General features: G+C 72.7%; 18 protein-coding genes, 1 tRNA gene and 2 pseudogenes. 8 read left to right on the top strand and 13 right to left on the bottom strand.

Going from position 1 to position 21,263, the window contains the following annotated elements:
• Positions 1 to 232: 232 nt before the first annotated feature.
• Complete coding sequence (locus OG286_RS23410) at positions 233 to 1,504, top strand: hydrolase (RefSeq protein WP_396321501.1); 1,272 nt, start codon at positions 233 to 235, stop codon at positions 1,502 to 1,504.
• Positions 1,505 to 1,732: 228 nt separating this feature from the next.
• Here OG286_RS23410 and OG286_RS23405 read toward each other — a convergent pair whose 3' ends face one another.
• The 7 genes from OG286_RS23405 to OG286_RS23375 all read right to left on the bottom strand — a co-directional run bounded on the left by OG286_RS23405 (position 1,733) and on the right by OG286_RS23375 (position 11,986).
• Entirely contained in the window at positions 1,733 to 2,407 is a 675-nt protein-coding gene (locus tag OG286_RS23405) for a response regulator (RefSeq protein ID WP_396321502.1), read from the bottom strand.
• A complete protein-coding gene (locus OG286_RS23400; RefSeq protein WP_405365768.1) occupies positions 2,400 to 5,009 on the bottom strand; it encodes an ATP-binding protein in 2,610 nt (869 codons plus the stop codon). The genes OG286_RS23405 and OG286_RS23400 overlap by 8 nt, the downstream gene beginning before the upstream one ends.
• Positions 5,010 to 5,140: 131 nt before the next feature.
• A complete protein-coding gene (kdpC, locus tag OG286_RS23395) occupies positions 5,141 to 5,770 on the bottom strand; it encodes a K(+)-transporting ATPase subunit C (protein WP_396321504.1) in 630 nt (209 codons plus the stop codon).
• Between the two features lie 18 nt (positions 5,771 to 5,788).
• Positions 5,789 to 7,906 carry a potassium-transporting ATPase subunit KdpB gene (gene kdpB / locus OG286_RS23390; RefSeq protein WP_396321505.1) on the bottom strand — a complete coding sequence of 706 codons (2,118 nt, stop codon included), beginning with the start codon at positions 7,904 to 7,906 and terminating at the stop codon, positions 5,789 to 5,791.
• Positions 7,906 to 9,567: a potassium-transporting ATPase subunit KdpA gene (gene kdpA, locus OG286_RS23385; RefSeq protein WP_405365767.1), complete on the bottom strand. Its 1,662-nt coding sequence runs from the start codon at positions 9,565 to 9,567 to the stop codon at positions 7,906 to 7,908. The genes kdpB and kdpA overlap by 1 nt, the downstream gene beginning before the upstream one ends.
• Position 9,568: 1 nt before the next feature.
• On the bottom strand, positions 9,569 to 9,658 hold the full coding sequence (gene kdpF / locus OG286_RS23380; RefSeq protein ID WP_045305809.1) for a K(+)-transporting ATPase subunit F: 90 nt from the start codon (positions 9,656 to 9,658) through the stop codon (positions 9,569 to 9,571).
• Between the two features lie 333 nt (positions 9,659 to 9,991).
• Entirely contained in the window at positions 9,992 to 11,986 is a 1,995-nt protein-coding gene (locus OG286_RS23375) for an APC family permease (protein ID WP_396321548.1), read from the bottom strand.
• A gap of 844 nt (positions 11,987 to 12,830) precedes the next feature.
• Here OG286_RS23375 and OG286_RS23370 point away from each other — a divergent pair.
• The gene (locus OG286_RS23370) at positions 12,831 to 13,496 is read left to right on the top strand and encodes an HAD family hydrolase (RefSeq protein WP_396321507.1); all 666 of its coding nucleotides are present in this window, start codon (positions 12,831 to 12,833) and stop codon (positions 13,494 to 13,496) included.
• Positions 13,497 to 13,507: 11 nt separating this feature from the next.
• Entirely contained in the window at positions 13,508 to 13,921 is a 414-nt protein-coding gene (locus OG286_RS23365; protein ID WP_396321508.1) for a hypothetical protein, read from the top strand.
• A 166-nt stretch (positions 13,922 to 14,087) separates the two neighbouring features.
• On the opposite strand, the gene OG286_RS23360 is transcribed toward OG286_RS23365, so the two are convergent.
• Positions 14,088 to 14,168: transfer RNA gene (locus OG286_RS23360), tRNA-Tyr, on the bottom strand.
• 216 nt (positions 14,169 to 14,384) lie between these two features.
• Between OG286_RS23360 and OG286_RS23355 the strand changes: the two genes are divergently transcribed.
• Positions 14,385 to 14,873 (top strand): YajQ family cyclic di-GMP-binding protein, encoded by a 489-nt coding sequence (locus OG286_RS23355; protein WP_360183649.1) that lies wholly within the window; start codon positions 14,385 to 14,387, stop codon positions 14,871 to 14,873.
• Positions 14,874 to 14,948: 75 nt separating this feature from the next.
• On the opposite strand, the gene OG286_RS23350 is transcribed toward OG286_RS23355, so the two are convergent.
• Genes OG286_RS23350 through OG286_RS23340 form a run of 3 tightly spaced genes read right to left on the bottom strand, consistent with a single transcriptional unit; the run spans position 14,949 to position 15,987 of the window.
• The gene (locus OG286_RS23350; protein ID WP_396321509.1) at positions 14,949 to 15,101 is read right to left on the bottom strand and encodes a hypothetical protein; all 153 of its coding nucleotides are present in this window, start codon (positions 15,099 to 15,101) and stop codon (positions 14,949 to 14,951) included.
• A gap of 48 nt (positions 15,102 to 15,149) precedes the next feature.
• On the bottom strand, positions 15,150 to 15,641 hold the full coding sequence (locus OG286_RS23345; protein ID WP_396321510.1) for a hypothetical protein: 492 nt from the start codon (positions 15,639 to 15,641) through the stop codon (positions 15,150 to 15,152).
• Between the two features lie 4 nt (positions 15,642 to 15,645).
• Complete coding sequence (locus tag OG286_RS23340) at positions 15,646 to 15,987, bottom strand: hypothetical protein (protein ID WP_396321511.1); 342 nt, start codon at positions 15,985 to 15,987, stop codon at positions 15,646 to 15,648.
• A 26-nt stretch (positions 15,988 to 16,013) separates the two neighbouring features.
• On the opposite strand from OG286_RS23340, the gene OG286_RS23335 reads away from it, so the two are divergent.
• The 4 genes and pseudogenes from OG286_RS23335 to mug all read left to right on the top strand — a co-directional run bounded on the left by OG286_RS23335 (position 16,014) and on the right by mug (position 19,013).
• A complete protein-coding gene (locus tag OG286_RS23335; RefSeq protein ID WP_396321512.1) occupies positions 16,014 to 16,244 on the top strand; it encodes a hypothetical protein in 231 nt (76 codons plus the stop codon).
• A 95-nt stretch (positions 16,245 to 16,339) separates the two neighbouring features.
• Positions 16,340 to 17,130: pseudogene (locus OG286_RS23330) on the top strand (M24 family metallopeptidase).
• A 107-nt stretch (positions 17,131 to 17,237) separates the two neighbouring features.
• Positions 17,238 to 18,287, top strand: a complete 1,050-nt coding sequence (locus OG286_RS23325) for a phosphatase PAP2 family protein (protein ID WP_396321513.1) — start codon at positions 17,238 to 17,240, stop codon at positions 18,285 to 18,287.
• Positions 18,288 to 18,443: 156 nt separating this feature from the next.
• Entirely contained in the window at positions 18,444 to 19,013 is a 570-nt protein-coding gene (gene mug / locus OG286_RS23320) for a G/U mismatch-specific DNA glycosylase (protein ID WP_396321514.1), read from the top strand.
• Positions 19,014 to 19,042: 29 nt separating this feature from the next.
• On the opposite strand, the gene OG286_RS23315 is transcribed toward mug, so the two are convergent.
• The gene (locus tag OG286_RS23315) at positions 19,043 to 19,678 is read right to left on the bottom strand and encodes a response regulator (protein WP_396321549.1); all 636 of its coding nucleotides are present in this window, start codon (positions 19,676 to 19,678) and stop codon (positions 19,043 to 19,045) included.
• A gap of 98 nt (positions 19,679 to 19,776) precedes the next feature.
• Positions 19,777 to 21,061: pseudogene (locus tag OG286_RS23310) on the bottom strand (sensor domain-containing protein).
• Positions 21,062 to 21,263 lie beyond the last annotated feature (202 nt).

The raw sequence follows: 21,263 nt of genomic DNA, 5'->3' as shown, positions 1-21,263 counted from the left end.
TTCCGCGCCCAGAGGTGAAATCCGTATCCCGACGCGAAGACCGCAGGTCGGCGGCGTGCACGGACGAGCGATCGAAGGCTGGGCGTTCGAACGGCCCTCCGGCGGCGCGGCCCGACCCGATACGACTATTGCCCGCCTCCCGGCGCCCCGCGCCCGCGCGCCATAGGCTCGTCGCTCATTGATCGGGACGGGCCGGGCAACTCGACGGGCCAGCGCGAGAAGGAGCCGGGCGATGGACAGCGCAGCCGCCGACGGGCCGCACTCCGGGCCCGGCCCGGCGGCCAACCCGCTCGGGCACGGCCCCGTCCTGCTGCTCACCGACGCCCGGCTCGTCGACGGCCGGGTGGTGGACGTACGGATCAGCGGCGACCGGATCCAGGCCGTCGGCACCGCCGGCAGCCTCGGCCCGCTGCCCGCCCTCCCCGGCGCCCCCACCGCCACCACCGGCGCCCGGATCGACCTCAAGGGCTATCTGCTGCTGCCGGCCCCCGCCGAGGCGCACGCCCACTACGACGTCGCCTTCGCCGCCGCCCTGCCCACCCCGCCGCCGGAGACCCCCTCCGACCTCACCCGGCGGGTCACCGAGGCCGCGCTCACCTCGCTCGGCTACGGCGCCACCGCCCAGCGCACCCACGTCCGGATCGGCGACGTGCACGGGCTGCGCAGGCTGGAGGCGGTGCTCACCGCCCGGCAGGCGCTGCGCGGCCTCGCCGAGCTCCAGGCCGTTGCCATGCCCCGGCTGCTCACCGGCCGGGCCGGGGCCGACGGCCGGGCCCAGCTGCGCGACGCGCTCAGGCTGGGCGCCACGGCGGCCGGCGGCTGCCCCGAACTCGACCCGGACCCGGCCGGCTACGTCCAGGTGCTGCTGGAGGCCGCCCGGGAGGCGGACTGCCCGGTCGACCTGCACACCACCGGCGCCGAACCGGCGCAGTTGGCCCGGCTGGCGAGCGCGCTGGCGCCGCTGCGGCCGCGGGTGGTGCTCGGCCCGTGCGGGTCGCTGGCTCGGGGCGCCCCGACGGTGCTGGCCACCAGTGGCGTCCGGGTGGTCTGTCTGCCGCAGAACGGCTGCTGCACCGGGCTGGAGGGCCGGCCGGGCGGCCTGCGGCCGGGGCTGCTGCGTGAGCTGGTGGACGCCCGGGTGCTGCTCGCGGCGGGCAGCGGCGCGCTGCGCGACCCGGCCAACCCGGTGGGGCGGGCGGATCCGCTGGAGGCCGCCTACCTGCTCGCGGCGGGCGGGGTGCTGGCTCCGGAGGCGGCGTACGACGCCGTGGCCAACCAGGCCCGGGCGGCGCTCGGGCTGCCGCCGGTCCGGGTGGACGCCGGTTTCCCGGCGGAGCTGCTTGCGGTGCGCGGGGACAGCCTGCCGGGGGCGCTCGCGGGCGGGCACAGCCGGCTGGTGGTGCACAGCGGACGGGTGGTCAGCCGGACAAGCGCGGTACGGGAGTTCGCCGACACGGTGGCGCTGGCGCTGCCCCGGCAGTCGGGCAGCGCGGGCGGGGGCTGACAAGGACGGTGATTCGGGGGCGCGCGGCTTTGGCCGCGCGCCCTCCCCCACCTTCTGGCCGCCGGGGCGGCGGAGCGGCCCCAGGCATCCCCCACTTGGAGCGGGGCCGCTCCCTCACCGCTGACGCTACCCCGCGGACGGTCCGCCCCGGCCGGCCTTGACGCCCTCCTGTCGTCCACCGGGCCCCTCCTGACGGCCTTCTGACGCCGTGCCCTCCGGAACGGGCCGTCAGGGCTCGTAGCGGTAGCCGATGCCGGGCTCGGTGATCAGGTGGCGCGGCCGGGCCGGGTCGCGTTCCAGCTTGCGGCGCAGCCCGGCCAGGTAGACCCGCAGGTAGTTGCCGTGCCCCTCCTGCGCCGGGCCCCAGACCTCGCGCAGGATCTGCCGCCCGGGCACCAGCCGGCCCGGGTTGGCGAGCAGCAGGGCGAGGATCCGCCACTCGGTCGGGGTGAGCCGGACGGGGCCGTCCGGGCCGGTCACGGTGGTCGCGGCGAGGTCCACGGCATGGTCGCCGATCACCGGCGCGGCCGGGGCGGGGGCACCCGGCAGCCGGCGCAGCACGGCACGCAGCCTGGCCAGCAGCTCCTCCATCAGGAACGGCTTGGTGAGGTAGTCGTCCGCCCCCGCGTCGAGCGCGTCCACCTTGTCGGCGGCGCCGGAGCGGCCGGAGAGCACGATGATCGGCACATCGCTGCGGCTGCGCAGGCCCCGGATGACGTCCATGCCGTCCAGGTCGGGCAGGCCGAGGTCGAGCAGGACGGCGTCGGGCGCGGTGTGCGCGGCGCGGTCCAGGGCCTCGCCGCCGCTGGCAGCCGTCCGGACGGCGTACCGGCGGGCGCTGAGGTTGATCCGCAGGGTGCGCAGCAGCGCCGGTTCGTCGTCGACGATCAGGATCTCACTCATGCGGCGCCCCTCCCGGACGGTCGTCGTGAACGGTCTGCGCGGCGGGCAGGGTGAGCAGCATGGTGGTGCCGCCGCCGGGGGTGTCCTCGACCTCCAGGCTGCCGCCCATGGCCTCGGCGAGGCCGCGGGAGAGGGCGAGGCCGAGGCCGACACCGGTGGTGTTGTCGGTGTCGCCGAGGCGCTGGAAGGGCAGGAAGACGCGGTCGCGGTCCTCCGGAGCGATGCCGGGGCCGCGGTCGATGACGCGCATCTCGACCCGGCCCTGGTGGTGGCTGGCGGTGACCAGGACGGGGGCGCCGGGGGCGTTGTGCCGCAGCGCGTTGGTGATGACGTTGGCGAGGACGCGTTCCAGCAGCGGCGGGTCGACCAGCACGGCCGGCACCGCGTCCAGGTCCAGCGGCTGGACCGGCGCGTACGGGTCGGGGAGAGTGTCCAGCGCCCGGGGCAGGATCTCGTCGAGGTGGGTCTCGGCGAGGTGGAGGGTGAGCGCGCCGGCCTGGAGGCGGCTCATGTCGAGCAGGTTGTCCACCAGCCGGGTGAGCTTGACCAGGGACTCGTCGGCGGTGGCCAGGAGTTCGGCCTGGTCCTCGGGCGAGAACTCGACGTCCGGGCTGCGCAGTGAGCCGACCGAGGCGAGGGCGGCGGCCAGCGGGGTGCGCAGGTCGTGGCTGACGGCGGCGAGCAGGGCGGTGCGCATCCGGTCCGCGGCCTTGATCGGCTCGACCTCGGCGGCGACCACGGCGAGCCGGTCGCGTTCCAGCGCGGCGGCGACGTGCGCGGCGAAGGCGGTGAGCACGCGCTGGTCGGCGGCGGGCAGCCGGCGGCCGGTGAGGACGAGAACCGCGTCGGCGCCGACGGGGATCTCGGTGGTCTCCGTCGGCTCGCCGCTCCGGACTCCCTCCTCCCGGCCGGTCCGAACGTCTCCGGCCCGGCCGTCGTCGGTCCGGCCGTCGTCGTCGCAGCGGGCCAGCACCTCGCCGCCGGTGCGTTCCAGCAGGGCGACGGAGTCCATTCCGAAGGCCGTCCGGGACTTCTCCAGCAGGGCGGGCAGCGCGTCGACGCCGCGCAGCACGCTGCCGGCGAGGGTGGAGAGGGTCTCGGCCTCGGCGGTGGCCCGGGCGGCCCGGGTGGTGAGCCGGCTCGCGTGGTCGACCACGGTGGAGACGGCCAGCGCGACGGCGGCGAAGACGACCAGCGCGACGATGTTGTTGGTCTCGCCGATGGTCAGGGTGTGGACGGGCGGGATGAAGAAGTAGTTGAGCAGCAGCGAGGCGACGACCGAGGCCAGCAGGGCGGAGGTGGCGCCGCCGAGCAGGGCGACGATCACCACGCCGAGCTGGAAGATCAGCGCGTCGGTGGTGAGGTTGACGGTGCCGTGCGCCTGCGAGAGGAGGGCGGTGAGCAGCCAGGGCAGCACCAGCCCGGCGAGGTAGCCGGCGATGGTGCGGCGCTTGGAGTGGCGGCGGCCGAGCGAGGGCAGCCGGCCGCGGCCGGTGAACTCGTGCGTGACCATGTGGACGTCGATGTCCTCGGAGGCGTCCACCGTGGTCTCGCCGATACCGGGGCCGGTGAGGAAGCGGGTGATCCGGCCGCGCCGGCTGGTGCCGAGGACGAGCTGGGTGGCGTCGTGGGCACGGGCGAAGGCGAGCAGCGCGGTGGGGATGTCGTCGCCGACGACCACGTGGTAGCTGCCGCCGAGGGTCTCGACCAGCTGCCGCTGCTGGGCGAGCGCGCCGGCGGAGGCGCCGGCCAGGCCGTCGCTGCGCGTGACGTGGACGGCGAGCAGGTCGCCGCCGGCGGTGCGGTCGGAGATCCGGGCGGCGCGGCGGATCAGTGTCTCGCCTTCCGGCCCGCCGGTGAGGGCGACCACGACGCGTTCGCGGGTCTCCCAGACGCGGTCGATGTTGTGGCTGGCCCGGTAGTCGCGCAGCCCCTCGTCGACCCGCCCGGCCACCCAGAGCAGGGCGAGCTCGCGCAGGGCCGTCAGATTGCCGACCCGGAAGTAGTTGGAGAGCGCGGCGTCCACCTTCTCCGCCCTGTAGACGTTGCCGTGGGCCATCCGGCGGCGGAGCGCCTGGGGGGCCATGTCGACCAGCTCGATCTGGTCGGCCCGGCGGACCACCTCGTCCGGGACGGTCTCGCGCTGGGGGATGCCGGTGATCTTCTGGACGACGTCGTTCAGCGATTCCAGGTGCTGGACGTTGACGGTGGTGATGACGTCGATCCCGGCGTCGAGCAGTTCCTCGACGTCCTGCCAGCGCTTGGCATGCCGGCCGCCGGGGATGTTGGTGTGCGCCAGCTCGTCCACCAGCGCGACCGTGGGCTTGCGCCGCAGCACCGCGTCGAGGTCCATCTCGTCGAACTCGGCCTCGCGGTAGGAGCGGTCGAGCCGGGGAACGGTCTCCAGGCCGGTGAGCATGGACTCGGTGTGCCGGCGCCCGTGGCACTCGATGAAGCCGACCACGACGTCCGCGCCGCGCTCCTGTCTGCGCCGGGCCTCGTCCAGCATCCGGTAGGTCTTGCCGACACCGGGGGCGGAACCGAGGTACACCCTCAGCCGGCCGCGTCGGGGGCCGGTGCCGGGGGTGAGGTCGCGGGCCATGGGCGCTGCTCTTTCGTCTTCTTCGTACGAGGGTCAGGGCGTACGTCGGCCGACCCGGGCGCGGGGTGGTGCCCCGGCCCGGGTCGGCCCGTCTCACTAATCCAGCCGGTCGGCCGTCACTTCTGCCTCCGTCATTTCTGCTGGGCCAGCGCCTTGTTGAGCAGGACGACGTTGACGCCCTCCTGGCCGAGGAAGCCGAGCGAGCGGCCCTCGGTGTACTTCTCGATGAGCTTGTTCAGCGTCTCGGGCGAGACGTTGCCGCGGGTCTTGGCGACCCGGTCGGCCTGCTCCTTGGCGTAGGCGACCGAGATGTGCGGGTCGAGGCCGGAGCCGGAGGCGGTGACCGCGTCCACCGGCACGGTCGCCGGGTCGACGCCGTCGAACGCGGCGACGGCCTTGCGGCGGTCCTCGATCGTCTTGGTGAGGTCCTCGCTGTTCGGGCCCTGGTTGGAGGCGCCGGAGCTCTTCGGATCGTGGGCGCCGGGCCGGGGCTGGAACCACTGCGGGTCCGGCAGGGCGGCCTCGTCGGCGTCGTCGGGGTTCTTCTTCGGCAGGTCGTAGTTCTGGCCCAGCAGGCTGGAGCCGATCTCCTTGCCGTCGGCGGTCTTCACGATCGAGCCGTTGGCCTTGTCGCTGACGACCGCCTGGCCGAGGCCGGTGACCAGCAGCGGGTAGGCGAGGCCGACGATCACCGTCATCACCAGCAGCATCCGCAGCGCGGTGAAGTGCGTGCGCACGGCGGTGGGCAGGGGCTTGGACATGATGCGTTCTCCTCTCTTTCAGCTCAGGCCGGGGATGAACTGGACGACGAGGTCGATCAGCTTGATCCCGACGAAGGGGACGACCAGCCCGCCGAACCCGTACACCCCGATGTTCCTGCGCAGCAGCGAACTGGCGTCGGACGGGCGGTACTTGACGCCGCGCAGGGCGAGCGGGATGAGGCCGACGATGACCAGGGCGTTGAAGATGATCGCCGAGGTGATGGCGGACTGGGGGCTGTGCAGGCCCATGACGTTGAGCTTGTCCAGGCCCGGGTAGACCGCCGCGAACATCGCCGGGATGATCGCGAAGTACTTCGCGACGTCGTTGGCGATCGAGAAGGTGGTCAGCGCGCCGCGGGTGATCAGGAGCTGCTTGCCGATCTCGACGATCTCGATCAGCTTGGTCGGGTTGGAGTCCAGGTCGACCATGTTGCCGGCCTCCTTGGCCGCCATGGTCCCGGTGTTCATCGCGACACCGACGTCGGCCTGGGCGAGGGCGGGGGCGTCGTTGGTGCCGTCACCGGTCATCGCGACCAGCTTGCCGCCGGACTGCTCCTTCTTGATCAGGGCCATCTTGTCCTCGGGGGTGGCCTCGGCGAGGAAGTCGTCCACGCCCGCCTCCTCCGCGATCGCCTTGGCGGTCAGCGGGTTGTCGCCCGTGATCATGATGGTCTTGATGCCCATCCGGCGCAGCTCGTCGAACCGCTCCCGCATGCCCTCCTTGACCACGTCCTTGAGGTGGATGACCCCCAGGACCTTGGCCTGAGCCGCACCCACCTTGGTCGCCACCACCAGCGGGGTGCCGCCGGCCGCCGAGATGCCGTCGACAAGCGCCGACACCTCCGAACCGACCGAACCACCCTGCTCCGTCACCCAGTTGGAGACGGCCGCGGCGGCGCCCTTGCGGACCTGGTGCACACCGTCGGCCTCGTCGAGGTCGACACCGGACATCCGGGTCTGCGCGGTGAACGGCACCCAGGTGGCGTGCGTCAACTCGCCCTGGGCGCGGGCCCGCAGACCGTACTCCGTCTTGGCGAGGACGACGATCGAGCGGCCCTCGGGCGTCTCGTCCGCCAGGGACGACAGCTGTGCCGCACCGGCCAGCTCGGCCTGGTCCACACCGGGAGCAGGCTGGAACTCGGCGGCCTGGCGGTTGCCGAGGGTGATGGTGCCGGTCTTGTCGAGCAGCAGGGTGTTGACGTCGCCGGCCGCCTCGACGGCCCGGCCGGACATCGCCAGCACGTTGCGCTGGACCAGCCGGTCCATGCCGGCGATGCCGATCGCGGAGAGCAGCGCGCCGATCGTGGTCGGGATGAGCGCCACGATCAGGGCGACCAGCACGATCATCGACTGCGGCGCGCCCGCGTAGGTGGCCATCGGCTGGAGGGTGACGACCGCGACCAGGAAGACGATGGTCAGCGAGGCCAGCAGGATGTTGAGCGCGATCTCGTTCGGCGTCTTCTGCCGGGCCGCGCCCTCGACCAGCGCGATCATCCGGTCGATGAACGACTTGCCCGGCTCCGAGGCGATCTTCACCACGATCCGGTCCGAGAGCACCTTGGTGCCGCCGGTCACCGCGCTGCGGTCACCACCCGACTCGCGGATCACCGGAGCCGACTCACCCGTGATCGCCGACTCGTCCACCGAGGCGACGCCCTCGACGACGTCACCGTCGCCCGGGATGATCTGCCCGGCCTCGACCACCACATGGTCGCCCAGCCGCAGCGCCGTCCCGGAGACCTCCTCCTCGGCCCGGCTCTTCGGCCAGTCGAGCAGCCGGCGGGCCATGGTGTCGGACTTGGTCTTGCGCAGGGTGTCCGCCTGCGCCTTGCCGCGGCCCTCGGCGACGGCCTCGGCCAGGTTGGCGAAGATCGTGGTCAGCCAGAGCCAGACGGTGATCGACCAGGCGAACACCGACGGATCGGCTATCGCGGCGACGGTGGTGACCACCGAGCCGACCTCGACCACGAACATCACCGGGTTCTTCACCATCACCCGGGGGTCGAGCTTCTTCACCGCGTCCGGCAGCGACGAGACGAGCAGCTTCGGGTCCAGCAGGCCGCCGGAGACTCTGTGCGGCGCCGCGGCGGGCGCCTCCGGCAGCGGGGCCGGCTTCTCGGTAAGGGTGGACGACATCAGGAGAGACCTTCCGCGATCGGCCCGAGGGCCAGGGCCGGGAAGTAGGTGAGGCCGACGACGATCAGGACGACGCCCGACAGCAGGCCCACGAACAGCGGCTTGTGGGTGGGCAGGGTGCCCGGGGTGGCGGGGACGGGCTGCTGCTGCGCGAGCGAGCCGGCCAGCGCCAGGACGAACACCATCGGCAGGAAGCGGCCGAACACCATCGCCAGACCGATCGCGGTGTCGTACCAGTCCGTGTTGACGGTGATTCCCGCGAACGCCGAACCGTTGTTGTTCGCGCCCGAGGTGAAGGCGTACAGCACCTCGGAGAAGCCGTGCGCGCCGGAGTTGAGCATCCCCGCCCGCTCGCCGGGCAGTGCCATCGCCACACCCGTGCCGACCAGCACGATCGTCGGCGTGGTCAGGATGTACAGGGAGGCGAACTTCATCTCCCGCCCGCCGAGCTTCTTGCCCAGGTACTCCGGGGTGCGGCCGACCATCAGACCGGCCACGAAGACCGCGACGATGGCCAGCACCAGCATCCCGTACAGGCCCGAACCGGTACCGCCGGGCGCGATCTCGCCCAGCATCATGTTGAACATCGTCAGCCCGCCGCCGAACGGCGAGTACGAGTCGTGGAAGGAGTTCACCGCACCGGTCGACGTCAGCGTCGTGGACGCCGCGAACAGGCCGGAGGCCGCGATGCCGAACCGCTGCTCCTTGCCCTCCATCGCCCCGCCGGCCGCCTGCATCGCCGCACCGGAGTGCTGCGCCTCGAAGAAGGTGATCAGCGCGACCGAGGCCACCCAGAACAGGCCCATCACCGCGACGATCGCGTAGCCCTGACGGTGGTCGCCCACCATCTTGCCGAAGGCTCGCGGCAGCGCGAACGGGATCAGCAGGATGAGGAAGATCTCCAGGAAGTTGCTGAGCCCGGTCGGGTTCTCGAACGGGTGCGCCGAGTTGGCGTTGAAGAAGCCGCCGCCGTTGGTCCCCAGCTCCTTGATGACCTCCTGCGAGGCCACCGGTCCGCCCGGGATCGCCTGCGGGTCGCCGGCCAGGGTCGCGACCTCGTGGAAACCGTGGAAGTTCTGCACCACGCCGGTCGCGATCAGGGCGACGGCGAAGACGACCGAGATCGGCAGCAGCAGGCGCAGGGTGATCCGGGTGAGGTCCACCCAGAAGTTGCCCAGCCGGTCCGTCCGGTTGCGGGTGAAACCACGGATGAACGCGGCCACGATCGCGATTCCGACCGCCGCCGAGACGAAGTTCTGCACCGCCAGGCCCGCCATCTGCACCAGGTGCCCCATCGCGGACTCGCCACTGTAGGACTGCCAGTTGGTGTTGGCGACGAACGAGATCGCGGTGTTCCAGGCCTGGTGGCCGGGCATCTGCTCGACCCCGAGGTTCAGCAGCAGGTGGCCCTGCAGCCGGATCAGGCCGTAGAGGAAGAGCACGGAGACGGCCGAGAAGGCCAGCACCGAGCGCAGGTAGACCGGCCAGCGCTGGTCGGCGTCGCCGTCCACGCCGATCACCCGGTAGATGCCGCGCTCGGCTCTGAGGTGCTTGGAGGTGGTGAGGATACGGGCGATGCAGTCGCCCAGGGGGCGGTAGCACAGGGCCAGGGCGCCCACCAGGGCGATGGCCTGCAGCCAGCCCGCGAGAGTGGAGCTCATGTCAGAACTTCTCCGGGTAGATCAGCGCCACGACGAGGTAGCCGACGAGGGCGACGGCCACGATGAGACCTGCGATGTTCTCGGCGGTCACAGCTTCTCCACCCCCCGCGCGATCAGGGCGATGACGGCGAACACGGCGACCGTGACACCGACGTAGATGAGATCCGACATGGGCTCCACCACAGTGGTTCGGAGGTGGCCGCGGCCGGCCCTCGACGGGCCCGGTGCGGCACCGGCGGAGGGCCGGCAGAGCCAGCAAAGCGCCCTCACGGGGCGTTACCGCCGTTCTTGACGCCCTCCATACGGCGCCCGTTCGATTGTTGACGAGGTCCATACGGGGGCGTCCCCGCGCGGGCTCCGCCTGTGTCCGGGCACGTGAAGGGCCCCGGACAGCGGTGCTGTCCGGGGCCCGGTCGGCTGCCCGTCAGGCGTTCTCGGGCGCCGGCAGCTTCTCGTACTCCGACCTCGCCGCCGGCTCGCCGCGGCGCACCGCGCCCGGGGCGCGGCGGGACGGGTGGTACGCCTTGGTGGAGGAGGTCAGCTGCCACGGCACGCTGATCACCATCACGCCGGAGGTGAACAGCAGCCGGCTCTTCAGCCAGAGCGCCGACTGGTTGTGCAGCAGGTGCTCCCACCAGTGCCCGACCACGTACTCGGGGATGAAGACCGCCACCGCCTCCCGCGGGCTGCTCCGGCGGTACTCACGGACGTACTGGACGACCGGCTTGGTGATCTCCCGGTAGGGCGAGTCCAGCACCTTCAGCGGTACCTGGACGTCCAGTTCCTCCCACTGCCGCTCCAGCTCCTGGGTGGCGTCGCTCTCCACCGCGACGGTCAGCGCCTCCAGCGAGTCCGGCCGGAACGCCTGTGCGTAGCCGAGCGCCCGCAGGGTGGGCTTGTGCAGCTTGGAGACCAGCACGATCCCGTGCACCCTGGACGGCCGCACCGACTCCTCCCGCGGGTCGTCCACCGCCAGTTCCTCGGCCACGCTGTCGTAGTGCCGGCGGATGCCGCGCATCATCACCCAGAGCACGATCGCCGCGACCACGGCCAGCCAGGCGCCCTGGGTGAACTTGGTCAGCAGCACGATCACCAGCACCAGCGCGGTGGTGACCGCGCCGAACGCGTTGATCACCCGGGAGCGCTGCGCCGAGCCGCGGACGGCCGGGTCGGTCTCGCTGCCCAGCACCCGGTTCCAGTGCTTCACCATGCCGATCTGGGAGAGCGTGAAGGAGGTGAAGACACCCAGGATGTAGAGGTGGATCAGGCTGGTGACGTCCGCGTCGTACAGCCAGAGCAGCCCGCCGGCCACCACCGCGAGCGCGATGATGCCGTTGGAGAAGGCGAGGCGGTCGCCGCGGGTGTGCATCTGCCGGGGCAGGTAGCGGTGCTCGGCCAGGATCGAGGCCAGCAGCGGGAAGCCGTTGAACGCGGTGTTGGCCGCCAGGATCAGCACCAGCGCGGTGACGGCCTGGATGAAGTAGAAGAGGAAGCTCTGGTCCCCGCCGAAGATCGCGGCCGCCAGCTGGGCGATCACGGTCTGCTGCGGCGCGGTGTGGCAGTCCCCGGGGAAGCCGGTCAGCTGGCAGGCGTCGTCGGTGATGTGCACCTTGGCCATCAGGGCCAGCGCGGTGATGCCGACGAACATGACCACGGCCGTGGTGCCCATCACGGCCATCGTGGCGGCGGCGTTCTTCGACTTGGGCGCCCGGAACGCCGGCACGCCGTTGGAGATCGCCTCGACGCCGGTCAGCGCCGTACAGCCGGAGGCGAACGCCCGCAGGCCCAGCATCAGCAGGCCGAGCCCGGCCAGGGTGTCCTTCCCGTCCACCGGCAGGATCCCGTACGAGGCGCTGGCCGCCACCGGGGTGTCCCCGAAGGCCGCCTTGATCAGGCCGGTGACCACCATCAGCACGATGCCGCCGATGAACAGGTACGTCGGCGCCGCGAAGGCCTTGCCGGACTCCCGGACCCCGCGCAGGTTCATCGCCGCCAGCAGGACGACGAAGCCGACCGCCAGCCCGACCCGGTAGTCGGCCAGCGAGGGCAGCGCCGAGATGATGTTGTCGACGCCCGAGGCCACCGACACCGCGACCGTCATCACGTAGTCGACCAGCAGTGACGCCGCCACCACCAGACCGGAGTTGGCGCCCAGGTTGCGGGACACCACCTCGTACGAGCCGCCGCCGCTCGGGTAGGCGTGCACGACCTGGCGGTACGACATCACGACGACCGCCATCAGCGCGACCACACCGGCCGCGACCCACGGGGTCAGGTACAGGAAGGCGGTGCCACCGACGGTGAGCACCAGCAGGATCTCCTGGGTCGCGTAGGCGACCGAGGAGAGCGGGTCGGAAGCGAAGATCGGCAGGGCCAGCCGCTTGGGGAGCAGCGTCTCGCCCAGCTCCTCGCTGCGCATGGCCTTGCCGATCACTAGGCGCTTGAGCGCCTGGGGCACGTTGAACACATGGGCGAGCGTAAGGGCCTGAAACGGGCTGGCAATAAGCCTCGGCGGAGTGTCCCGCGGGCCCGGCACGCCCATTGGGCGGAGTGTTTCCGCAGGTCGAAGCCGCTATGTGCGGGCCGCACCGGGCCGGTCGGGGGCGTTTCGAGGGCATTGAGCCCCCCCGTTAAGACATCGTCAAGATATGACGATCGGATCAGAGATTTGGGACATATACCATCAATTCGCCTCCGTCATCCCGGTGCGCTACATCCGCATCCGGAGTCGGCAGACCACCGCGTCGGTGCGCCCACGGCGGTGGCGTTGCCGGCCAGCGCGGACGCGTGGCCCTCGGCCGGGGCCGTGCTCACCGGCGCGTCCCGGAGCAGGCCCCGCTCGTCCGGCCCCGCCCCGGTATCCGGAGGCGCGGGCTCGGCGGTGACGGCCGGGGTGGCGACGGGGCTGGACACTGAACGGAACCTCCGCAGTCGGGCTGTTGCTCCCGATCCTGCGGGCGTCCGACCCCTCGCCCCTCTCCCCCTATGCACTCCTGACGCCCCGGCGGGCACCCTTGAGACCCCGTTGACGAGCGCGGAGAGGTGATGGACGGGGGCAGGCGGACCGTTGTCCCGGCGGGCGCCGGCTGGGAAGACGATCAGCTCGTACGGAGGACTCCCGGCGCATGCTGACACGTCCGGGACTGCTCAGCGGGGAGACTGAAAGGCCCAGCCCACCCCCTGGGGAACACTTTGCTGCCTTTAAAACGTAATTGCAAGCAATGCGCAATAATGCCCGGCCCACCCTGTACTACTCTCCGCACATGAACAGTCACCCCGGGCCACTCCTCCTCGTCGACCTCGACCACACCCTGGTCGAACGCGACGGCGCCGCGGACACCTGGACCTCCGCCTTCTGCACCACCCACGGCCTCCCCGCCGAAGCCGCCCCCACCGTCTTCGCCCTGTACGGCGCCGACCGCTCCCCCGGCGGCTTCACCCGGATCGCCGACCGCTACGGCCTCCCGCACTCCGGCCGGACCCTCTGGGACGCACACGTCGCCCAGGAGGCGGCTCGCACCCACCTGCTCCCCGGCGTCCCCGACGCCCTCGCCACCCTCCGCGAGGCCGGCTGGACCATCGGCGTCGTCACCAACGGCAGCACCGACATCCAACGCGCCAAACTCGCCCGCACCGGCCTGATCGACGCCGTCGACGCCGTCTGCGTCTCCGAGGAGGCCGGTTCCCGCAAACCCGCCCCCGAGATCTTCCGCCTCGCCGCCGCCCGCCTCGGCCGCCCGCTCACCCCCGCCGCCTGGATGGTCGGCAACAACCCCGCCACCGACATCCGCGGCGCCCACGCCGCCGGCCTCCGCTCCATCTGGATCACCCCGGCCCCCGCGCCGCTGCTCCCCCCGTCCCACCCCGTCCCCACGCACACCGCCCCCGACACCCCCGCTGCCGTCGCACTCCTCCTCGCCATCCCCTGACCCCGGCCCCGATGCCGCTGGTGCAGTGGCATCCGCCGGACGTCGAGGACGAGGTCGACCCGGGCGTCGTGGTCAGCCCGGAGCCGGCGGTCCAGCTCCTGGCCGCGGTGGCGCTCCGGGGCCGCCCCGGCCCGCGCCTCAGGGCGTTCTTCGAGTGCAGCAGCTACGGCGCGATCTGGACCAGGGCACGCGCGGCCGACCTGGCGACTCCGCTCGGCATGCGCCCGTATGACCTGCGCCACGCCCGCGTCTCGCTCCGGCTGAAGTCCGGGGTGGACGCGACCGGGGTGGCCCGGCGCTCCGGCCACAGCGCGGCCGTCCTGCTCCGGGTGTACGCCAAGTGCATCCACGGGGCTGAGGACCACGCGAACGAGCTGATCTCGCAGCGGCTCCAGCGTCGGGCCCCTACGTCCACCGGCGCCTGATTCTGGCCCGCGTCTGGTCCGTACGCCCTGGTCAGGGTTGGGGTTCGGGCGAGCCAGGGTGAGACAAACCCACCCGAAGCGGACCCGCTACTCCCCAGTGGCAAGTAAACGAAAAAGCGGTCCCTCACCTGCGTTTCCGCAGATCAGGGACCGCTTCTCTATCCTGTGGCTGGTGCAGGGTTCGAACCTGCGTAGCTTGCGCGACAGATTTACAGTCTGCTCCCTTTGGCCGCTCGGGCAACCAGCCAGGATTGGTGTCTCGCGGGGGCCTGCCCCGTTCGACTTCGTAAACGATACCCGATGCCGGGGGGTGGTTCGCCACTCGATTGGTCACGTGATGATCAAGGGGTCTGGCGTGACTGTCGGGGGCGGGGGCGGGGTGGGGCTGGATAGGCTGGGGTGGCGGACGTCCGGTGGGGCGGGCCGTGTCAGTGAAGCCACAGCATCAAGGAGACCAACACCCATGGCCGACTCCAGTTTCGACATCGTCTCGAAGGTCGAGTGGCAGGAGGTCGACAACGCGATCAACCAGACCTCCCGTGAGATCGCCACCCGCTTCGACTTCAAGAACGTCGGCGCCGAGATCAGCCGCTCCGGCGAGACGATCGAGATGAAGGCCAACGGCGAGGAGCGGGTGAAGGCCGTGCTGGACGTGCTGCAGAGCAAGTTCATCAAGCGCGGCCTGTCGCTGAAGGCCCTGGACGCCAAGGAGCCGCAGCTGTCCGGCAAGGAGTACAAGATCTTCGCGGACGTGAAGGAGGGCATCTCCCAGGACGATGCCAAGAAGGTCGCGAAGATCATCCGGGACGAGGGCCCGAAGGGCGTGAAGGCCCAGGTGCAGGGCGACGAGCTGCGGGTCAGCTCGAAGAGCCGTGACGACCTGCAGACGGTGCAGGCCCTGCTCAAGGGCAAGGACCTGGACTTCGCGCTCCAGTTCGTGAACTACCGCTGACCCCTGCGGTGCGTGCGGTGAGGCCCCGGTCCCGGGTTGGCTTTTCTAGGGGCCGGGGCCTCTCGCATCGGCGGGTCAGCCGGCGGCGGGCCGGGGGTGGGCGGCGGCGAGGCGGGCCGCGGCCGCGGCGTCCGCGAGGGACTGGGCCTGCGCCTTGAGGGAGGCGAGCTGCTCCGAGCGGCTCGGCGCGCCGGCGCCGGGGAGCGTCGGCGGGGCCGGGGCGGTCACCGGCGGTGCCGGCAGCTGGCCGAGCAGACCCTGCAGGACGGCGAGCGGCTAGCCGGCCGCCGCCCAGTGGGCGGTGCTGGAGTGGGCGGGCAGTCCGACGGCCTCGAACTCGTCGGTACAGCCGCCCTCCACGCGGGCGCCGATCCGGCGCAGGGCGCGGGATATCGGGCTGCCATCGGGCGGGAAGGGCTCGAACTCGGCGCTGGTGAGCGGGCCGAGGTCGAGGTGGCCGTCGGCCCAGACGGCGGCGCGCTGGATGCCGGTACCACCGAAGTAGTCGGCCTCCACGCAGGCGATCGGGCCGGCCTTGGACCAGGCGGCGACACGGAGCCCGAGCCCGTCCGGGAACCACGCGAAGCCGGCGGTGCCGCCCGATGCCCCGATCCCGCCGCCGAGTTGGAGGGCGGAAAGGAAGGCGGGGGTGGCCGGGATGAGGGCCAACCCCTGGGCCAGCGGGCTGAGGTGGGCGACCGGCACCTCGGCGGCGGCCACCGCGAGCAGCTCCGCCGAGCCGATCAGCGCCTGAAGTTCGTATGGCATTCAGTCATCCTGAACCACGGCACTGACACTCCGCCCGGCATTTACGATTCCGTGCCTGGAAGGGAATCGCCCGGGGCGACTCCGCCCGGAAGCCGTAGAGCAGGGTGAGGACGGTCACGTCCACCGCGTCCTCCGCCACACTCCGCTCCTCGCTCATCAACTCGTCGAAGATCTCCCCGAGTTGGCTACGGAGCCGGACCAGCCGGGCCGGGTCGAGCCGGAGCGAGAAGTCGGCGAACAGGCTGGGCGGGCCCGCCGAACCGTCCCTGGGGGTACTGAAGTCGACCCGGCCGGCCCGCGTGTGGGCGCGGAACTCGTCGCGGACCCGGTCGACCCCGGCGAGCACCGACCGCGCTGGTCTCCGCCAAGCCGGTGTCCGGCCGGGAGGGCGGGGTCCACGGCTGGGTGCCGGAGGTCCTGTCGAAGCCGCTCGGCGTCCTCACCGCCTGGTGCCGGTCCGCGATGACGATCCACTCCTCCCCGCCCTTGCTCGCGTACGTGGCCTCGACCGTCGCCCGCGTGGTCGACCCGGGCGCGATCGAGCCCATGACCAACGTCGAGGCGCTCTTCCTCCGGCACTACGCCGGTGCCCCCCGGGCGTGATTGAGCGTCAGTACCCAGTCGGATCCCCACCCACAGGATCCGCACCGAGCAGACTCCGGCCGAGCGCTGTCGACACAGGAAGGCGGGAGATCCCCGTGCCACGACCGTTCACCACCGAGGACTACACCGCCCGGCTCGCCCGGGCCACCGCCGACGCGTCCGCCGCCGGGCTCACCGGCCTGGTCGTCGCGCCCGGCCCCGACCTGCTCTACCTCAGCGACTACCAGCCCACCGCGATCACCGAGCGGCTGACCGCGCTCGTCCTCTCCGCCGGACGCGAACCCGCCCTGATCGTCCCCAAGTTGGAGCGCCCGGACGCCGAGAAGGCGGCCGGCGCCCCCGCCCTGCGGCTGGTCGACTGGACCGACGGCGAGGACCCCTACGCCACCGCCGTCCCACTGCTCGACCCGGCCGGGCGGTACGGCGTCTCCGACAACGCCTGGGCGATGCACCTGCTCGGCCTCCAGGCCGCCCTGCCCGGCACCGGCCCACCCGGACCGTGCACGTCGGCGCCGACGTGCCGGACGAGGTGCGGAAGGTGCACGACGTCGTCCGGCGCGCGCAGCAGACCGCGTTCGAGGCCGTCCGGCCCGGGGTGACCTGCCAGGAGATCGACCGGATCGCCCGACGGGTGATCACCGACGCCGGGTACGGCGAGTACTTCATCCACCGCACCGGCCACGGCATCGGCATCACCACGCACGAGCCGCCGTACCTGGCCGAGGGCGAGGAGCGGCCGCTCGTCCCCGGCATGTGCTTCTCGATCGAGCCCGGCGTCTATCTGCCCGGCAGGTTAGGGGTGCGGATCGAGGACATCGTGACAGTGACCGAGCAGGGCGGACGGCGGTTCAACAACACGCCGAACGAGCTGGGCATCGTGTCGTAGCCGACCCCTCCGACGGGCGGTCCCGACTGGGCTTTATGAGTCTTTTCTGTGCGACGGGCCGTTCGCGTGAAGAGTTCTCCAAGAATGCCTTGCTAGCTTCGACCGGCATGACCAAACTGCTCCGCCCGGCGCCGCTCCCACCCACGCGCGCCGGGCGGCTGCGTCCGGTGACCCGGCCGCAGCCCGGTGCGCGCGCCAGCGCCCTGGCCCGGCTCCGGCTGCTGGCGTGGCCGCTCTACCTCCTCGCCCTGCTCTGGTATCTGCGGACGTACGGGCTGCCGTACTCCAACGACGTGGTGTTCTGCTGGCTGATCGGCGCGCTGCTGGCCGCGGCCGTGCACAGCGGGCACGGACGGCGCGGCTTCCTGCTCGTCCTGCGGGACTGGGTCCCGGTGATGGCCGCCGTCTGGGCGTACTCGCTGCTGCGCGGCTACGGCGCGCACACTCCGTGGGCCCCGCACTGGCGGCCGCAGCTGCGCGCCGACGAGCTGCTCGGCCTCGGTGAGACCTGGACCGTCCGCCTCCAGCACGGGCTCTACACCCCCGGCTCGCCGCACTGGTACGACTACGCCGCGGTCACCGTCTACATGTCCCACTTCTTCATGGTCTTCGTGGTGCTGGCCGTGCTCTGGCGGCGCCACCACGACCGGTTCAGGCAGCTGCTCGGCTGCTACCTCGCGCTGACGTTCGCCGGCTTCGCGACGTACCTCCTCTACCCCGCCGACCCGCCGTGGCTCACCGCCCAGGAGGGGCACATGCCGGCGCTCACCCGGGTGGTGTCGGACGTCCTCACCGGGAGCGGGCTCCAGCGGGCCGGGTCGATCTTCGAGAACGGCAGCCGGTTCGCCAACGACGTCGCCGCGATGCCCTCGCTGCACTCCGCCTACCCGGCGATGCTGCTCTTCTTCTTCTGGCCGACGGCCTCCCGCGGGCTGCGGGTGCTGCTCGTCGCGTACCCGCTCGCGATGGCGTTCACCCTGGTGTACGGGGCGGAGCACTTCATCGTCGACATCTTCGCGGGCTGGGCGTACGCGGCGGCGGTGGTGTTCGGCGCGCGGTGGCTGCGGGCGCGGCGACGGGCCCGGCAGAAGGAGCTGTTGCGGGGCGGGCCGACGGCGGTGCCCGAGGCGGCCCCCGGGGTGTCGCTCCGGCCCTGACCGGCGAGGACGGGGCGAGGCGGCGGCGCGGGTCGGGGCCGGCGCGGCTCCGGCGGCCGGGCCGAGGGGCCTGGCGGCGACACCTTCGCCGGCCGAACGGCCTGCCCCGCCCTGCCCGCCCGCAGGGGCCGCCATGGCGCCGTCGGCCCCTCCCCCATGGGCCAGACTGGGGCGGTGCCCACTCCCCTGAAGCCCACCGCCGAACAGCTGCTCGGCGCCCGCGACACCACCATCCCGGACGTCGCCGCCCCCGGACTGCGGGTGCTGTTCTGCGGGATCAACCCCGGGCTCTGGTCCGGCGCCACCGGCCACCACTTCGCCCGCCCGGGCAACCGCTTCTGGCCCGCCCTGCACCGCTCCGGCTTCACCCCGCGCCAACTCCGCCCGGACGAACAGGCCGAACTGCTCGGCCTCGGTCTCGGCATCACCAACGTCGCCCCGCGCGCCACCGCCAAGGCGGACGAACTCACCGCCGACGAACTGCGCGAGGGCGGCGCCGCCCTCGCCGACCGGGTGCTGCGGCTGCGCCCGCGCGTCCTGGCCGTGCTCGGCATCGGCGCCTACCGGACGGCCTTCGGGCGGCGGACGGCGGCCGTCGGACGCCAGGAGGAGCGCATCGGGGAGACCGAGGTCTGGGTGCTGCCCAACCCGAGCGGCCTCAACGCGCACTACACACTCGACGGGCTGGCCGAGGAGTTCCGACGGCTCCGCGAGGCGGTGCGGTAGCTGCGCCGGCGTGCGCGGCCGCGCGGGGCTCAGGCGCGCAGGAACTCCAGGACGGCCAGCACCCGGCGGTGGGTCTCCTCGGCCGGGGGCAGGTCCAGCTTCATCAGGATGTTGCCGATGTGCTTGCCCACCGCCGCGTCCGACACCACCAGCTCACGGCAGATCGCCGCGTTGGACCGGCCCTCCGCCATCAGCGCCAGCACCTCGCGCTCGCGCGGGGTCAGCCGCTCCAGCGGGTCCCGGCGGCGGCGCAGCAGCTGCCGCACCACCTCCGGGTCGACCACCGTGCCGCCGGCCGCGACCGTGCCGACCGCGGCCGCGAACTCCTCCACCTGGCCGATCCGGTCCTTCAGCAGGTAGCCCACGCCCGAGCCGTCGCCGGAGTCCAACAGCTCGGCCGCGTAGGAGCGTTGCACGTACTGGCTGAGGACGAGCACCGGCAGCCGCGGGCGCCGTCCGCGCAGCGCCACGGCGGCCCGCAGGCCCTCGTCGGTCTGGCCCGGCGGCATCCGGACGTCGGTGATGACGATGTCCGGCGTGTGCTCGGCGACGGCCTCGTGCAGCGCCCCGGCGTCGCCGACGGCGGCCACCACCCGGTGGCCGAACCGGTCCAGCAGGCCGATCAGGCCCTCGCGCAGCAGCACGCCGTCCTCGGCGAGGACGATGTCCAGAGAGGTGGCCCCGGGCCGGCCCGGGCGACCCGCGGACTCACCGGAGTGGCTCACGGGCCGGCCGGGGCCGCTGGCGGACTCACCGGGGTGGCTCACAGGCTGATCGGGGTGCACGGGATCTCCACACGCAACAGGGTCGGCCCGCCGGGCGGGCTGCTCACCGCCAGTGTGCCGTCCACGACGGCGACCCGGTCGGCCAGGCCGGTCAGCCCGCTGCCGGCCGCCGGGTCGGCGCCGCCCCGGCCGTCGTCCGCGACCTCGATCGTCAACCGGCTGTCCACGTACCGGCCTTCGACGCGGGCCCGGCCGGCGCCGCTGTGCTTGGCGATGTTGGCGAGCGCCTCGGAGACGGCGAAGTAGCCGGCCGACTCGACCGGGGCCGGCAGCCGCCCGGGCAGGTCGAAGCGGGCGGCCACGGGAACGGGCGAGCGGTCGGCGGCATCCGCGCAGGCGTCCGGCAGGCCGCGGTCGGTGAGCACCTGGGGGTGGATGCCGTTGATCAACTCGCGGAGCTCGGCCAGGACTTCGCCCGCCTGACGGTGCGCCTCGGCCAGCCGGGCGGAGAGCTCGCCGCCCGGCTCCGCATCCAGCCGGGCCAGGCCGAGCGTCATCGTCAGCGCGACCAGGCGCTGCTGGGCACCGTCGTGCAGATCACGCTCGATCCGGCGCCGCTCCGCCTCGAAGGCATCCACCAACCGGGCCCGGGAGCTGACCAGTTCGCCGATCCGTCGCTCCTGCCCGCCCGGCCCCGCCACCAGCCGGACCAGCGCCGCCCGGCCCGCCGCCACCGCGGTCAGCGGGTACGCGAGCAGCGGGAACAGCAACGCCCCGCCCACCCCGAACAGGGCCGCGACGGGCAGGGAGTGGACCTGCCAGAGCTTCAGCACGTTCACCTGCTCGCCGTCCAGCAGCAGCAACGGCAGCGCGGCGAGCAGGTACCCGGGCACGGCGAGGGCGCAGCCGACCACCACCAGGTCGATCGGCCAGAGCACGAACGCGGCGAGGCCGGTGAGGCCCAGCTCGCGCCAGGTCGCCTGCTCCCGGTAACGCAGGCGCAGCCAGGCCGGGAGGCCGGGGCGGTCGGGCACGCGATGCGGGTCGGGGGCGCCCGTCGAGCAGGCGCAACAGCCGCCGCTCCCACGCCGCGTACGGCACCCCGACCAGCGCCAGCGCTGCCAGCAGCGGCAACCCGACCAGCAGCACCGCCAACACCCCGGCGACCACCGCGGCCACCAGCAGCCCGGCGCAGAGCACCAGTCCGGCCACCCCGCTCACCAGCAAATACGCCGCCGCCCGCCACGGCGCCCCCGACCGCAGGAACCCCGGCCGAAGGAACCCCGGCCGCGCCGGCTCCCCCCACAGTTCCCGCAGGTCCATCGCCCCCACCCTCCGCCCCCTGTCCGCCTCGCCGCCCACCCTAGGCAGCGGCGGGCGCGGTGTCGGTAGGGCCCGGCCTACCTTCCGGGGGGGGTGCCGCCGCACAGGAAGTCGGCCCCGGCGGCGTCCCGTGCGGCGGCAACCCCGTGACGCCCCCTACGGGTAGGGCGGGCCCCACCTCCCGGAGTGGGGCCCGGCCTGC

Origin of the sequence: Kitasatospora sp. NBC_00039 (genome assembly GCF_045160625.1) — a bacterium.
Taxonomy (GTDB): domain Bacteria; phylum Actinomycetota; class Actinomycetes; order Streptomycetales; family Streptomycetaceae; genus Kitasatospora.
The sequence above is the reverse complement of the archived record's forward strand: the minus strand, read 5'-3'. Positions and strand labels throughout refer to the sequence as shown.